General features: G+C 59.2%; 12 protein-coding genes and 1 pseudogene. 4 read left to right on the top strand and 9 right to left on the bottom strand.

The window, feature by feature from the left end; genetic code table 11:
* Nucleotides 1-225: pseudogene (locus RSF91_RS13125) on the bottom strand (acetyl-CoA C-acetyltransferase); the annotation flags it as partial.
* Nucleotides 226-360: 135 nt separating this feature from the next.
* On the bottom strand, nt 361-2,250 hold the full coding sequence (locus RSF91_RS13120) for a PHA/PHB synthase family protein (protein WP_332568842.1): 1,890 nt from the start codon (nt 2,248-2,250) through the stop codon (nt 361-363).
* A 203-nt stretch (nt 2,251-2,453) separates the two neighbouring features.
* On the opposite strand from RSF91_RS13120, the gene RSF91_RS13115 reads away from it, so the two are divergent.
* On the top strand, nt 2,454-2,780 hold the full coding sequence (locus RSF91_RS13115) for a hypothetical protein (protein ID WP_332568841.1): 327 nt from the start codon (nt 2,454-2,456) through the stop codon (nt 2,778-2,780).
* Here the strand turns inward: RSF91_RS13115 and RSF91_RS13110 are convergent.
* Both RSF91_RS13110 and maiA read right to left on the bottom strand, forming a co-directional pair.
* On the bottom strand, nt 2,697-3,605 hold the full coding sequence (locus RSF91_RS13110) for a polyphenol oxidase family protein (protein WP_332568840.1): 909 nt from the start codon (nt 3,603-3,605) through the stop codon (nt 2,697-2,699). The genes RSF91_RS13115 and RSF91_RS13110 overlap by 84 nt on opposite strands.
* Before the next feature lie 10 nt (nt 3,606-3,615).
* Nucleotides 3,616-4,281, bottom strand: a complete 666-nt coding sequence (gene maiA / locus RSF91_RS13105) for a maleylacetoacetate isomerase (protein ID WP_332568839.1) — start codon at nt 4,279-4,281, stop codon at nt 3,616-3,618.
* Nucleotides 4,282-4,442: 161 nt separating this feature from the next.
* On the opposite strand from maiA, the gene RSF91_RS13100 reads away from it, so the two are divergent.
* The 3 genes from RSF91_RS13100 to RSF91_RS13090 all read left to right on the top strand — a co-directional run bounded on the left by RSF91_RS13100 (nt 4,443) and on the right by RSF91_RS13090 (nt 8,674).
* Nucleotides 4,443-5,138 (top strand): fumarylacetoacetate hydrolase family protein, encoded by a 696-nt coding sequence (locus RSF91_RS13100; RefSeq protein ID WP_332568838.1) that lies wholly within the window; start codon nt 4,443-4,445, stop codon nt 5,136-5,138.
* 164 nt (nt 5,139-5,302) lie between these two features.
* Nucleotides 5,303-5,863, top strand: a complete 561-nt coding sequence (locus tag RSF91_RS13095; protein WP_332568837.1) for an NUDIX hydrolase — start codon at nt 5,303-5,305, stop codon at nt 5,861-5,863.
* A gap of 342 nt (nt 5,864-6,205) precedes the next feature.
* Nucleotides 6,206-8,674, top strand: a complete 2,469-nt coding sequence (locus tag RSF91_RS13090; RefSeq protein ID WP_332568836.1) for a putative bifunctional diguanylate cyclase/phosphodiesterase — start codon at nt 6,206-6,208, stop codon at nt 8,672-8,674.
* 110 nt (nt 8,675-8,784) lie between these two features.
* Here RSF91_RS13090 and RSF91_RS13085 read toward each other — a convergent pair whose 3' ends face one another.
* The 5 genes from RSF91_RS13085 to RSF91_RS13065 all read right to left on the bottom strand — a co-directional run bounded on the left by RSF91_RS13085 (nt 8,785) and on the right by RSF91_RS13065 (nt 15,348).
* Nucleotides 8,785-11,304: a YgiQ family radical SAM protein gene (locus tag RSF91_RS13085; RefSeq protein ID WP_332568835.1), complete on the bottom strand. Its 2,520-nt coding sequence runs from the start codon at nt 11,302-11,304 to the stop codon at nt 8,785-8,787.
* A 295-nt stretch (nt 11,305-11,599) separates the two neighbouring features.
* On the bottom strand, nt 11,600-12,142 hold the full coding sequence (locus tag RSF91_RS13080) for a PepSY domain-containing protein (protein ID WP_332568834.1): 543 nt from the start codon (nt 12,140-12,142) through the stop codon (nt 11,600-11,602).
* A gap of 222 nt (nt 12,143-12,364) precedes the next feature.
* Nucleotides 12,365-12,556: a DUF2783 domain-containing protein gene (locus RSF91_RS13075; protein WP_332568833.1), complete on the bottom strand. Its 192-nt coding sequence runs from the start codon at nt 12,554-12,556 to the stop codon at nt 12,365-12,367.
* A gap of 11 nt (nt 12,557-12,567) precedes the next feature.
* Nucleotides 12,568-14,265, bottom strand: coding sequence for an FAD-dependent monooxygenase (locus RSF91_RS13070; RefSeq protein WP_332568832.1), 1,698 nt, complete (start codon nt 14,263-14,265; stop codon nt 12,568-12,570).
* 183 nt (nt 14,266-14,448) lie between these two features.
* Nucleotides 14,449-15,348 carry a helix-turn-helix transcriptional regulator gene (locus RSF91_RS13065; protein ID WP_332568831.1) on the bottom strand — a complete coding sequence of 300 codons (900 nt, stop codon included), beginning with the start codon at nt 15,346-15,348 and terminating at the stop codon, nt 14,449-14,451.
* Between the last annotated feature and the right edge of the window lie 52 nt (nt 15,349-15,400).

Genomic DNA, 15,400 nt, shown 5'->3' with positions numbered 1-15,400 from the left:
AATGCCAGCAGCCATCATGGCCTGACGCGCAGGGTTCTGACCCACGCCAGCCGTGAGCACCTGGCCCATGATGACTTCGCCCACTTGATCCTTGCCTACATTGGCGCGCGCCAGGGCTTCGGTAATCACGGTTGCACCCAGCTGGGTTGCAGGAATCTTGGCCAAAGAGCCACCAAACTTGCCCACCGCCGTACGCACGGCGGAAACGATAACGATGTCTTCCATTGCTGACGAACCTTTCTAGGTTTCTTACAAGTGATGCATGCTGCGGGTCGCTCTTGTTCATCGCAAAACCCGCATCCTCTTATCTACCACAGTGCTATTGCAGCACTGTGGCATGAAGCCGTAGCGCCTTCAAATTCAGACTTTGGCCAGAACGTAGCGGCCGGGCGCATCTTCGATCGCGGCATAGGCCTTGGCACGGCCATAGGTCTTGGGGGCCGCGACTTGCTTGCCTGCGTGGATGCCCAGCCAGGCGCTCCAGTCCGACCACCAACTGCCGGGGTACTCCGTCGCACCCTCAGTCCAGTCGCCAAACGTGGCCGGGAATTCGCCATCCTCACGCAACCAGTGGCTGCGCTTGTTCTTGGCGGGCGGGTTGATAACACCAGCAATATGGCCCGAAGCCCCCATGACAAAGCGCAGGTCGCCGCCCAGCACTTGGGTCGAGGCATAGGCCGCGCTCACCGGCACGATATGGTCTTCACGCGAGCCATACACATAAACGGGCAGCTTGACCGCGCTGATGTCAACCGTCTCGCCGCACACCGTCAGCGCGCCAGACTTGGTCAGGTTGTTTTCCAAATAGAGGTTGCGCAGATACCAGGCGTAGAACGGGCCGGGCAGATTGGTCGAGTCGCTATTCCAGTACAGCAGGTCGAACGGAGGCGGCGTCTCGCCCTTGAGGTAGTTGCCCACCACATAGTTCCAGACCAGATCGTTGGGGCGCAGAAAGCTGAAGGTCGAAGCCATGTCCTGGCCCTTCATCAAGCCGCCCTTGCCCATTTGCATCTCGCGCAGGCGCACCATGTTTTCGTCGATAAAGATATCGAGAATGCCGGTGTCGCTAAAGTCGAGCAGCGTGGTCAGCAGCGTCATGCTGGCCACCGGGAACGGTGTGGCCTCGGTTTTGACCGTGGTCTTGCTGGCTGTCTTGCCGGCAGCGCTGCGGCTACGAGTGGGCTTGGCTGCAGGCTGTCCATGCTCACGGGTATAGCGTGCTGTCAGCACCGCCATGGCCGTGGTCAGCATGGTGCCGCCCACGCAAAAGCCCAGCACGTTGATTTGCGGCACAGCGCAAATATCCTGCACCGTGCTCACGGCCTTGAGCACGCCGTTTTCGATGTAATCGTCCCAGGTCGCGCCGCTAAGGCTCTCGTCGGGGTTTCGCCAGCTGACCACAAACGTGTGGTGCCCTTCGCTGACCGCGTAGCGAATGACGGAGTTGTCAGGCTGCAGATCCAGAATATAGAACTTGTTGATGCAAGGCGGCACCATCAAGAACGGCTTTTCATAGACCTTGCTAGTCAGCGGCTTGTATTCGATGAGCTGGAACAACTCGTTCTCAAACACCACTGCGCCTTCGGTCGTGGCCACGTTCTTGCCCACGGTGAACAGGCTCTCGTCCGTCATGGAAACATGGCCTTGGCGCATGTCAGCCAGCAGGTTCGAAATGCCCTGCGCCAGACTCTCGCCCTTGGTCTCGACAATCTTGTTCAGCGCATCCGCATTCAGCGCCAGAAAGTTGCTGGGCGCCATGGCGGCCACCCATTGCTCTACGGCAAAGCGCACGCGGCTGCGGGTTTTGTCGTCACCCTGCACGGCTTCGGCCATGCCGGTCAGCATGCGGCTGCCCAGCAGATAGTTGGCCGCAGCCATGGCGGCTACGGGGTTGGCGCTCCACTCGGGCTTGGAAAAGCGCTTGTCTTTGGCCAGCATGGCCTGAATCGTCTGAGCGTCGCTCAAAGACTGAAAGGCTTTGACATATTCCTGCTGCAAGCCTTGCAGCTTGGGTGCATCAAACTGCACGGACTGGCCGGCAGCACCCGCCATTTGCGGCATGGCAGATTTCAGCGCTTCCATCATCCCGCCCCATGACTGGGGCGCACCACCCAGACCGGGCATGCTGCCCAGGCCTGCAGGGGCGCTTGCCTGCAATTGCTGAAGCGTCTGGAGGCTTTTGCCCCACTGCTCCTGCCAGAATTGTTGAATAGATTGGCCTGCTTGGCCCCAGCTCGGGTCAAAATTCATGCTTACATCCTCATCAAGGCAAGCGACCGGCGATCTCAGGGTCAGGGGCGCTTGCGGAATCTGCAATACGGCTCACACGGCGGAATTGTCACCTATGCGCCTGTCAGTTCTGATGAGTATTTTTGGCATTTCGCCGATATGAAGCCGTTTTGACACAAACAACACATGCACCCGTTTCAGGGCTGGTGCTTTATAGGAGCTCCATGTACCTCGTTGCAATCGCCTGGATGTACGTTGTCGTGATGATGACAATTGCCGAAGCGGCCAGCCCAGGCGGCACCCTGCTGGGTGCGTTTTTTACCCTTCTACTTTATGGTTTTCTGCCGCTTTCCATCTTGCTCTATATCCTGGGGACACCGGGCCGCAAGCGCCGTATCAAAGCCATTCAGGAGCAGGAAGCACTAGCTGCAGCACAGGCCAAAACGAGTGCCGCTGCAGACCCTCAATCAGGCATCTCGCCAGATGCTGGCGGCCAGTCGCCCACTGCTTCCCAGACGCCCCGCATCACGCCTGTGCGAGAAGAAACGTGAGGAATTTCTGACCGTGCACCAGGGCTCTCCGCCATCGTTACCAAAGATGGCAGTAATGCCCAATGCCTCAAGCCGCTGACGCGCAAGTTGCGGCAAATTGGCCAAATATTTGGTATTAAGTATCGATATAGGTACAAAACATTGCGCCGCAGCGGGGTCATGGGCCACAAAGATGTCGCGAACCTCTGCGCCCACTTCAAAAAACTCTGGCCCTATGCAGGGGCCTAGCCAGACCTGAGTGTGAGCTGCAATCTGACTCACTTCTTTTTTGATAGCTGGCAGCGCTTTCTCAGCTTGCACCTTCTGGCAAAAAGACTCAAAAAGGCTCTCCAAAACGCCACCCGCCAAGGGGCCATCAGCCGCGGCTCTTGAAGGCGGCATGCCCGCCAGCCCCCGCCAGCCCGCGTGGGCCGCGCCCACCACCAGCCCTGAATCATGGGCCAGCAGCACCGGCAGGCAGTCCGCCACCATGATGGTGCAGACCACGCCAGCATCGCTCGTCACGCAGGCATCAAATGCTGCTCCATTGGCGCTGGCGACATTGCCTGCATCCAGCGCCAGCACATCCACGCCATGCACCTGCTGCAAAAAAGCGGTGCAGGCGCCAGGGGTCTGCGACTGAATGGCGGCGCTGAACAGCTCGCGGTTACGGCGCACATGGGCTGGATCATCGCGCACATGGTCACCCAGGTTCATGCTGCCCCAGGGCTCCTGACTCACCCCTCCCTCACGGGTGGTACAGACGGCATGCACGCCCGGCACAGCGGGCCAGTCAGGAATCAGCCATGACTCTGGCCATTGCGGGTGGTTTTGCTTTTCCGTCATGGCTCGCTCATTACTCCGCATCAGGGCAGGCCGATGGGTGTGCCTGCTGAAAAGCGGGCAGCGCATTGCAACGCTCCACCACGCCCATCAGGCGCGGCAATCCATCCAGACTGATGTTGAAGCGCTGGGCGTTATAGATTTGCGGAATCAGGCAACACTCAGCCAGCGTCGGCGCGTCGCCCCAGCAGAACAGCGAGGCAGGCAGGCCAGCGGCTTGGCGCTCGGCATCCAGCAGCACCAGCTGGCGCTCAAAAGCCTCCAACCCTGAACGCGCCCAGTGGGCGTACCACTCAGTTTTGGTTTCATCGCTCACGCAGACCTTGTGCACCAGATACTTGAGCACGCGCAGATTGTTGAGCGGGTGAATCTCGCAAGCCACCATCTGCGCCAGTGCCCGCACATGGGCTCGGCCCAGCGCATCGCCCGGCAGCAACGGCGTTTTGGCATGGGTCTCATCGAGATATTCGATGATGGCCATGGACTGGGTCAGCCAGTGGCCCTCATCGGTGACCAGCGCAGGCACCAGCGTATCGCCCACATGGGCCGCATAGGCCTGCGCCTTTTGCTCGCCACGCACCAGATGTACGGGCACAGATTCATAGGGCAGGCCTTTGAGTTGCAGCGCAATGCGCACGCGATACGAGGCGGATGAGCGAAAGTAGGTATGCAGCTTCATGATGTGTGCAGCATAGCGCGAGCCACCGCAGCAACGGGGCTGTTGAGAGCCGCATACGTAATAGCCGACATACGCCACGCATCTGCCCCGCCAGCGCCGTGGCACACTGTTTGCCACATCAAGCAATGCTGATTTCAGCGCGTTTTCCTGTAGAGGACTTCATGAGTTACGTGTTCAATCTCCCTGCCGTTGCGAGCCTGCCTGTTGTGGGCCGTGGCGAGCGCTTTCCCATTCACCGCATCTATTGCGTGGGCCGCAACTATGAAGATCACGCCAAGGAAATGGGCTTTACCGGCCGCGAGCCGCCCTTCTTCTTCATGAAGCCTGCCGATGCCGCCGTGCCTGTCGATGCGGACAGCACCACGCAGCTCGCCTACCCCACACTGACGCAGAACCTTCACCACGAAATCGAACTGGTCGTTGCCATTGGCAAGGCTGGCAAGAACATCAAGGCCACCGACGCGCTGCAATACATCTATGGCTACGCCGTGGGCCTTGATATGACACGCCGCGACCTGCAAAACGAGATGAAGAAGCAAGGCCGCCCCTGGTGCATTGGCAAGGCATTCGAGCAATCCGCCCCCATCGGCGCCATCACGCCTGCCGATCAGGCGGGTGACATCGTCAACGCCGAGATTTCTTTGAAGGTCAACGGTTCAGACCGCCAGCGCAGTCATATCCACAAGCTGATCTGGAACATTGCTGAAACCATCGAGCATCTGTCAGCCGCCTGGGAACTGCAGCCCGGCGATCTGATCATGACCGGCACCCCCGAAGGCGTGGCCGCCGTGGTCAAGGGCGATGTGCTGGAAGGCGCTGTCACCGGCCTGTCTCCCATCAAGGTACAGATCGCCTGATACGGATCACCTGAAAATCCTGGGCATGCGTCTGAGTGCACGAGCATTTAGCGTGTATCGCACACCAAGGGAGTCACACCGAGTCATCGGTTTGACTCCCTTTTTAATAGCTGGTTGCGCATAATCCGCCTGCGCTAGCGGCCTGATTTGCTTATAGTTGCGAAATGATTTTCCGCAACCCCATCAAGTTCTGCCGCAACTGCGGCACCGCAGTCACCTACCGCGTTCCTGACGATGGGGACACGCGCGAGCGTGCCGTTTGCCCGGCTTGCAACACCATCCACTACGAAAATCCGCTCAACGTCGTTGGCACCCTGCCAGTAATGGACGACGGCCGCGTGCTGCTGTGCATGCGCAACATCGAACCGCGCCGTGGCAAATGGACGCTGCCTGCCGGTTTTATGGAACTGGCCGAAACCACCGCCGGTGGTGCTCAGCGCGAAACCGATGAAGAAGCCGGTGCCGATATCGAGATGGGCAAGCTGTTCTCCATCATCAACGTGCCACAAGTCGGTCAGGTGCATTTCTTCTACCTGGCCCGCCTCAAAAGCGCGCAGTTCTACCCCGGCCCCGAGACCATGGAAGCCCAATTGTTTGCCGAGGCAGACATTCCTTGGGAAAACATTGCCTTCAGAACCGTCAAGGTCACGCTGGAGCGCTTCTTTGCAGACCGCAAGGCAGGCCTGCTGGAGCAGCCTCTGATGCACTCCATCGACCTGGTTTAAAGACTGAACAACGCGGCGAAACACCGCTATTTCATGGGTTGAACACGCAACTCTTATGCCCAGTCTTGGGGCAACTAGGGCATTTGTCTTACGTGCAATTCACTTTTGCAGGCTAAAAATTACTTATGCATACATTTTGCGTACTGATTAGCCTGCATCACTTTTGATGTGTCGAGAGTCTCTACGCATGAAGATTGGGTCATTGAGAGGGTTCCGGGGAGTTTTTGGCCATTTATAGATATTAGGTATCTCTGTCTTTTGATTTCGCACAGTCAGTTAACGCCAGCCACCTCTTCAATGCCTGATTTCTTCATTCAAAGTTAACCCACTCAATGAGGCATCATGAAGGCATCCATAGGCCCCACACTGAAGTCTCAACAACTGCTGCAGCGTATCTGGGCCTTTGCGCTCCTGGTACTGATTCTGATGCTCAGCGCCAGTTGCAGCCTTTATCTGCTTTCAGCCGTGCGCGGCTTTGTCAATGGCGAGAGTCTCTGGTCCAAGGCGCAAAAGGACGCGATTTACTCGCTCTCCCGTTATGCGGACGAAGGCAACTCAGCCGATCTCGCTCGCTATGAAAAGGCTTTGCTCGTCCCTCGCGGTGATGCCGATGCACGCAACGCCCTCTACAACAAACCGCTGCGCCTTGACCTGGCGCGCAGAGGCATAGAGCAGGGTCAAAATCATCCCGATGATGTCAACAGCCTGATCTGGCTGCTTCGCACCTTTCGTTATTTCAGCTGGGTGCAAGAACCCGTGGCCTACTGGAGCATGGGGGACCAGTACTTGGAACAGCTTGATGTGCTGGCCCGCGAAATCAAACAGAGTTACGAAGTGGGCAGCGTCACCCCGCAAACCATCACCACCTGGAAGCGAGAGATTGATCTCATCAACCAAGGCGTGAGTGCCCTCACCCGTGCCTTCAGCGACTCCTTGGGCAAAAGCTCGCGCTCCATGGTTGTGCTGCTGCTGGTGCTCAATGGCAGTCTGGCCCTGCTTCTGGTTGGCCTGTGGGTCTGGAACACCTGGAGACTGGTACAGCTGCGCGAGCAAATGCAAATCGGTCTGAACACCGAAAAAGAACGCGCCGAAACCACACTGGCTGCCCTAGGTGATGCCGTCATCACCACCGATCAAAAAGGCGTTGTCAACTACATCAACCCCGCCGCCATCGGGCTGCTGGGGCTGCAAAAGCAGAGCTATATCGGCAGGCCCATCAAGATGGTGCTGCAGTTCTACACCACAGACGCTTCTTTCAATAGCGAATCGCTTTTGAGTCAGCTGATGGGCGAAACCAAGATCGTGCGTGACGAGCAAACCCACTGGGTGCGCCGTACCGATCACAGCATCGTTCCGGTCAAGGTTCTGGGCTCCACCATGCAGCGCGAAGGCAGCTCCTCAGGAGCCGTCTTCGTGCTGCGCGACGTATCGCGCGAGCAGCAGTACATGGATCAGCTGTCATGGAACTCCCGCCACGACACGCTGACCGGACTGGAAAACCGCGGTGAGTTTGAGCGCCGCCTGCAAAAGCTGCTCACACAAGGGTTGCATCAGGTCAAGCCTTGTGCCCTGCTCTATATCGACCTCGACCAATTCAAGCTCATCAATGAAACCAGCGGCCACTCCGCAGGTGATGAGGTGCTCTGCGAAGTCTCACGCATGCTGCAGCACAATCTGCGCGAAACCGATTGCCTAGCACGCATGGGTGGCGATGAGTTTGCCGTGCTGCTGGAGAACTGCCCGCCTTCCCATGTCTCGTCCATTGCCGAAAAACTGCGCACAGCCGCTCTGCAGCTGCAAACCAACTGGGGCGAAAAAACGCTGCGCACCGGCTTTTCGATTGGCGTCGTGCATATTCCCGGCGACTCAGCCGACGCATCCGATCTGCTGCGTATGGCCGACATGGCCTGCTATCAAGCCAAGGAACGCGGGCGCAACAAAGTCTTTTTCTACACCGCCGAAGACGGCATCCTCAGCCGCTACGTCAGCGAAATGGAATGGGCCACGCGCATTCGCTGCGCGCTCGATGAAGATCGCTTTTGCCTGTATGCCCAGAACATTGCCCCGCTGCAAACCAGCAAGCAAAGCAACAAACACCGTGGCATGCACTTTGAAGTGTTGCTGCGCCTGCGCGATGAAAACGGACAGATTCTCGCCCCCGGCAACTTTATTCCTGCGGCAGAGCGCTACGGCCTCATGCCTGCAATCGACCGCTGGGTCATCTCCAGATCCCTGCAGACACTGGCCCAGCAACCCGGCTACGCCAAGCTGATCAACACCTGCTCCCTCAACCTCTCAGGTGCCAGTCTGGACGATGAAAGCTTGCTGGAATTTATCAAAGTCCAGATGCAGGAGCACGCCATTCCGCCCGATATGCTGTGTTTTGAAATTACCGAAACCAGCGCCATCGGCAACCTCAGCAACGCCATCCGGCTGATTCAGGCCCTTCGCTCCATGGGCTGCCGCTTTGCACTGGATGATTTTGGTGTGGGCATGTCATCGCTGACCTATCTGAAACAGCTGCCGGTGGACTATCTCAAGATCGACGGCGGCTTTGTGCGCGACATGCTCCAGGACAAGGGCGACCACGCCATGGTGGAGATGATCAACCGCATCGGCCAGACGCTGGGCAAAAAGACCGTCGCCGAATTCGTCGAAAGCCGCGAAATTGCTGAGGAACTGATGAACATGGGCGTGGACTATGTGCAGGGCTATGCCATTGCCCGCCCCAAGCCCATGACCGCCGAGTACTTTGCCCCCACGCAAGACAACCAGCTGCCCCAGTGGTGCGGCGCGCTGGCTTTGAGTTAGACCCGCGACCAATCCACTGAGAGCGGCTCTTCAAAATGCAAAAACGACGCTTGATGCGTCGTTTTTGTTTTGTGGGTGTCAGGCCAATTGAGTCAATTTAATTAGCCTGATTAGCGCGGCTTGCGCGATGCCTGAGCAGCGGGCTTTCCGGATTTCGCTACAGGTTTCGCTGCAGCCTTGAAAGCTGGCTTGGCCTTGCCAGTCACACCCGCACGCGGGGGCAGGCCTGTGTGCTGGCTCAGCATATTGCCCGGCTTGGGTGCTGCAGTGCGGAAACGCACATCACCTTGCGGCTCGCTATTCTCCTGCGTACGGCGGCGCACTGCCACGGCCTTGCCATCCTTGTTGGTGGTGTAGCCCACGCCAGCGGTACTGCCGGTGCTGTTTTTCTTGCGAGCGCTCTGATAGCTGCCATCCACCAAGGGCTGGAAGGTCGGAATCAGATGTTGCTTGCCATTACCAATCAGGTCAGCGCGCCCCATGTGCTTGAGCGCTTCACGCAGCATGGGCCAGTTGTTCGGGTCGTGGTAGCGCAAGAAAGCCTTGTGCAGACGGCGGCGCTTTTCACCGCGCACGATGTCCACGCGTTCTTCTTGCTCGTCACGCATCTGGCGGCGCACCTTGGTCAAGGTATTGCGGCCAGAGTGGTACATGGCCGTAGCCGTAGCCATGGGGCTGGGGTAGAAGGTCTGCACCTGATCGGCGCGGAAACCATTTTTCTTCAGCCAGATGGCCAGATTCATCATGTCTTCATCGCTGGTGCCGGGGTGGGCGGCGATGAAGTAGGGAATCAGAAACTGCTTTTTACCGGCTTCTTCACTGAATTTTTCAAACAGCTGTTTGAACTTTTCATAGCTGCCGATGCCCGGCTTCATCATCTTGTTGAGCGGGCCAGCTTCGGTGTGCTCAGGCGCAATCTTCAGGTAGCCGCCCACGTGGTGCTGCACCAGCTCCTTGATGTACTCGGGCGACTTGACGGCCAAGTCATAACGCAGACCAGAGCCAATCAAGATCTTCTTGATGCCAGGCAGCTTGCGCGCACGGCGGTAAATCTTGATGAGCGGCGCGTGGTCAGTATGCAGGTTCGGGCAGATGCCGGGGAACACGCAACTGGGCTTGCGGCAGGCCGCTTCGATCGTCGGACTCTTGCAGCCCAGACGGTACATATTGGCCGTGGGGCCGCCCAAATCAGAAATGGTGCCGGTGAAGCCCTTGACCTTGTCGCGGATTTCTTCCAGCTCATGGATGATGGAATCTTCCGAGCGGCTCTGGATGATGCGGCCTTCGTGCTCGGTGATCGAGCAGAAGGTGCAGCCGCCAAAGCAGCCGCGCATGATGTTCACCGAGGTGCGAATCATCTCCCACGCGGGGATCTTGGTCGCGCCATCGTGGCTGCCGTTTTCGTCTGCGTAGCTTGGATGCGGGCTGCGAGCGTACGGCAGGCCAAACACCCAATCCATCTCAGCAGTTGTGAGCGGGATGGGGGGCGGGTTCATCCACACATCGCGGGCGGTCACGCCTTCGCCGTGGGCTTGCACCAGTGCGCGGGCGTTGCCGGGGTTGGTTTCCAGGTGCAGCACACGGTTGGCGTGGGCGTACAGAACCGGGTCGCTCTTGACTTCTTCGTAGCTGGGCAGGCGCAGCACGGTGTGATCACGCGCGGGCATGCGGTTTTTGCTGCGAAGCGACAGATTGGGCACGAACTGAATCGGCTGCACGTTGGCGACCGATGCACCACCCGCCTTGTTCTGGCCGCTGGAGCATGCCGGGCCCATGGCCTCGGCTTGTGCTTTTTCACCGTCTTCCTTGGAGCAGCTCTGGCCTTGTGCCTCGGCCTGCTCGCTGGTCGTCATGTAGGGGTTGATGTGGGGCTCAACTTCACCCAGCTCGTCCACGGTGGTCGAATCAACTTCAAACCAGCCTTCTTCAGAGGCTCGGCGGAAGAAGGCCGTGCCACGCACATCGGTAATTTGCTCGACCGGCTCGCGCGCAGCAATGCGGTGGGCCACTTCGACCAACGCACGCTCGGCGTTGCCGTAGAGCAAAATGTCGCACTTGCTATCCACCACGATGGATCGGCGAACCTTGTCGCTCCAGTAGTCGTAATGGGCGATACGGCGGAGTGAGCCTTCAATGCCGCCCAGCACGATGGGCACATCTTTGTAAGCCTCACGGCAGCGCTGGCTGTAGACAATGGCGGCGCGGTCGGGGCGCTTGCCGCCCACATCACCGGGGGTGTAGGCGTCGTCGGAGCGAATTTTGCGATCAGCCGTGTAGCGGTTGATCATCGAGTCCATATTACCGGACGTCACGCCCCAGAACAGATTGGGCTTGCCCAGTGTCTTGAAGGCTTCGGCGCTGTTCCACTCAGGCTGGGCAATGATACCCACGCGAAAGCCTTGCGCCTCCAGCACGCGGCCAATGACGGCCATGCCAAAGCTGGGGTGGTCCACATAGGCATCGCCCGTCACCAGGATGATGTCGCAACTGTCCCAACCGAGCTGCTCCATTTCCGCGCGCGTGGTCGGCAGAAACTTGGCCACACCGAAACGCTTGGCCCAGTACGGCTTGTAGCTGGTCAGCGGCTTGGCGTCGCGCTGGAAAAAGGAAACGTCAACCGGGGCGTTCATGTGGATTTGTGGGCTGTGAGCCTGTACGGAAAAGAGCTCGCCAGTGTACTTTTCATGGCCCAGCCTTGCACAGGCAAGGTCTTGCGATCGCCGCTAGCGAACTATGCAATTCATAGCAGCATGCGTCATGTATTCGAGCGATTGACCGCTATTGCCAGTCAAAACCACCTCTAAGCAAGCGCCACGCACTCTTATATTGATAGCGCAAAGCTGCTCCACCCTGACGGTGCGGTCAGCGAAGCCGAGGCCGCCACCGCAGATTGGCAGCCCCGCCTCGCTACCGACTCAAGACCCTTCAGTCTTTTTTACTGCCGGTGACCTTACCGGTCATGGCATCCAGCTTGATCTTCATGACCTGGCCATTGGCCTGCAGCACCTTGACGCTGTAGCTGGTTTTGCCCCAATCGGAATCAAGGTCCGCCTCCACAGCCTTACCAGCCGTATGGGCGGTCGCCGCAGCAATGGCCTGATTCAAGGACACCTTGGCTTCGCCGACCCGCTTCACATCCTTGTTCTTGGCCTTGCCCTTGTTCTTGTACAGGGCCGCCTCGCCGTTGCTGGCATTGACATGCACATCCACCTCTTCGTTCGCCGGGGTCAGCAGCTTGACCTCGTAATGCAAACCCGCACCCTGCTGGCCATGACCATCCCTGTCCAGTTCGGCTTCCACGGGTTTGCCCGGCACCGCTTGTGCGGCCTTTTCAATGGCCTGCTCCAGGGACAAAGTGGCCTGACTGGTGAGCGCCTGCCATTCAGCCCCTGACTTGGCCAGCGCAGGTAGAGCGGCGGCAGACAGAGACAAAGCGGCAGAAAGAGCGACTACGCGAAATGAATTCATGACTCGACTCCTGGTTGGTTGAAAAACTTCAATATCCGATGCACCGGCAGTTGTCTGCCAGCCATGGGCATACCCTAGGCTTTTTATCTCGGGACGGCTTGTCCTGAATCAAGCACCCGCATCATCATGCCTCGGTTTTTTCGCCCTGCCCGAAGACCCCGCCGGAGATCCCTCATGAAGAAGGCCCGCAGGTGGCGGGCCTCTGCTTCGAGCCAGCGAGAGTTACAAGTCGCGCTGTGCGGTAGCGATCATCTCGCCAAATTTTTGCGCATCGCCCAGCTGATTAGCCGCCAGCAGCGCCAGCTTGACCAGCAGCAACTCAGATTTTTCTGCACCCACGGCGTCAATGGCGGTGGCCAGCTGGTCGTAAACAGCTTCAAGGCCTGCAATATCCAGAGTGTTTGTCGTGTTCATGTTGATTCTCCTCAGACGGGCAAAGCGGCTTTGAATGCAGCTTGCAGGCGGTTGGCGTCCAGCGCCATCCAGCGGGCGCAGACATGCTGATCAGGGCGCAGCAGGTAGGCAGCGCCGTTGGCCATCACGCCGTAGCGGGTGCGGCAGCGGCCTTCGCAGTCATCCAGAACCACATCGGCACCATCAATAGCTGCCAGGTTCTGGCTGGTTACCGCAATCAGTCGCACGCCAATGTTGCGTGCCTTGACGCCATCGATCACGGCGCGCAGCTCGGCCGGGATGGTTGGGCCGTCGGTGAAGTACAGCAGGTCAAACCCGCCACCCAGTTGGTCGAGCAGATAGCTGTCTGGCGCAAAGCGCACATTGACGGGCGGCGCGCCGTGGGCGGGGCCGGCTTTGAAGAGCAAGTTATCGTCGCCCACGCTGTTGAGCGGAGACTGGGCGTACTCATGCGGGCGCGAGGTGCGCCAGTGGTAGAGCGGGCCGACAAAGGGCTGGCTCAGTGACAGGGACAGCACGGCATCGCGCAGCAGCCTGAAGCCGCGTGTGGGTGGTGCCATGAAGCGCGTGCTCTTGCCCGCCTCTTCCACAATCTCGCGGGCTGCACCCACGCGCTCGCTGCTATAGCTGTCAAGCAACTTGGGGCTGGCCGCGCCCTTTGCCACCAGCGCCAGCCGCCAGCCCAGCGCCTGCGCATCCTGAAACCCGGTATTGGCACCGCGCACGCCGAAAATGGGCAGCATGTGGGCCGCATCGCCCGCAAAAATCACCCGGCCATGCACATAGTTAGGCAGGGTCAACGCCCGGGCAGAGTAGACCGAGCTCCAGTCCATCTCCCAGGGCGTTCCGCCAAAGCCGATCATCTCCAGCTGGGCATCAATGCGCGCCTTGAGTGACTCGGGCTTGAGCGCATCTTCAGGGTCTTCACCCGCAGGCAACTGGTAGTCCACACGCCAGATGCCATGCGGCTCGCGGTGCATGAGGATGGTGTTGCCGGGGTTCCACGTGGGGTCGAAAAACGCCAGGCGCTCGGTGGGCAGCGGCAGGTCGATGCGGATATCGGCAATTACAAAGCGGCCTTCGTAAGACGCACCCTCCATCAGCAGATTCATGGCCGTGCGGATACCCGAACGCGCACCATCGCAGGCCACCAGCCAGTCAGCGCTCAGCGAATAAGGGCCTTCGGGCGTATCGACTTCGACAAACGCCTGCTCGCCCCTTTGTTCAACCTTGTTGACACGATTGCCCCAGCGCAGCTCGATCAGCGGGTTGGCCTCTACCGCTTCGACCAGGTATTCCTCCAGAAACTGCTGCTGCAAATTGATCATGGGGAAGAAGCGGTCGTCATCGGCGCGGGCGTTTTCCATGCGGTACACACGCTGGCCGCGGTAAATGCTGTTGCCATAGCACCAGGGCAAGCCGGTCTCCGTCACGCGATGCGACACGCCCACCTGCTGCAAGATTTCCATGGAGCGGCGCGTAAACACAATGGCGCGACTGCCTTCTGAGACTTGCAGCTCCGATTCAAGCACCACGCAGCGCTGGCCGTGGCGCGCCATCTCCAGTGCCGTGGTCAGGCCCACGGGGCCAGTGCCGACGATGACCACGGGGTGGTTCTGCTCACCCGGATGCTGGGACGCCAGCCAGGGTTGATGAACCTGGTACTGGTAGTAGATAGAGCGGCGTGGCTCGGCGTAAGGCTGATGCATTTTTTTGTCTCCGGGGGCTGTTTTGATCCGGCCAGTGCACTCGGCACCCAAGTCACTGGCTTTGAGCTCCAGTGTAGAAAAGCGCTGGCCTGCCCATGTCACCAAATGAGGACAAGCTCTTGCGTTCAGGCCATTTCAAGCCAAATCAACCTCTAGCCCTTGATGAATAAGCGCAGGCAGCTATCAAAGCTGATGATCTACGGCTTCCGTCGGCTCCATCAGCAAGGCAAATAGCTCTCGCTGGCCTTGCACGCCCAGCTTGGCGCAGACCCGTTTTACGTAGGTGCGTGCACTGCTGGCGGTAATCCCCAGCCGCTGTGCCAGCGCCTCCGCATCAAGCCCCTGAGCCAGCGCCCTGACAACATCCAAGTCTCGCGGCGTCAGTTGCTCAAAGCGCCGCTGCAGCCGGGCCAGCACGAGCCCGACCAAGTCATCCTGCAGCGTCTGCCCCGCGTAATGCAGCCGCATGGCCTGCATGACCAGCGGCGCAAAGGCTTCAATCTGCGCAATGGCGGCAGCATCAAAACGACCATGCTCCTCACCCCGGTACAGGTTGACGGAGAGCCAGCGCGCGTTTTCCTGCAGCATCAGCAGCGATAGCCGCTCGGCAATGTGCGGCTGGGTGTAGCAAACATGGCGGTATTCAGGGTGCTGAACATCTTCCGGGGCTTGGCGATGCAGCCAGACACGAGGCTTGGCATGCGGGTCTTTGGCCAGCCGCGACAGCTCCGTTTTCATAATGCGCTGCGAGCCATCGAGCGGGTAAAAGCGCTCGCTGTAGTCCTGCGAAATCATGGGCAACGCGCCTGTTCGCGCCCTGTCGCCCATGCCCACCACGCGCGGCCGCGCCATGCCTTGAAATGAAAAAATGGTGCATTGCGCAAGTGGCACCTGGCGGCCAAGCAGATGCAATATCTGTTCCGCCACCGCATCGCTGCCGCCGCCACTCAAGCTGCTGCGTCCCACCTTCTCCATCATCGCCGTCACATCGGCCAGCGCCACGGGCAGCACCGCCGTCTGTGCAGCGGCGGGCAGCAGCATCCAGTGGGAAGGATCAGAAAACGGTGTGGTCGAGGCAGTCATGGTCGAAAAACAGGGCGAGGCGGTGATTTTGACGGCACAAACCGATGTGTGG

This window comes from Comamonas sp. (assembly GCF_036643215.1).
Taxonomy (GTDB): Bacteria; Pseudomonadota; Gammaproteobacteria; order Burkholderiales; family Burkholderiaceae_C; genus Comamonas.
This window is presented reverse-complemented; position numbering and strand designations above follow the sequence as displayed.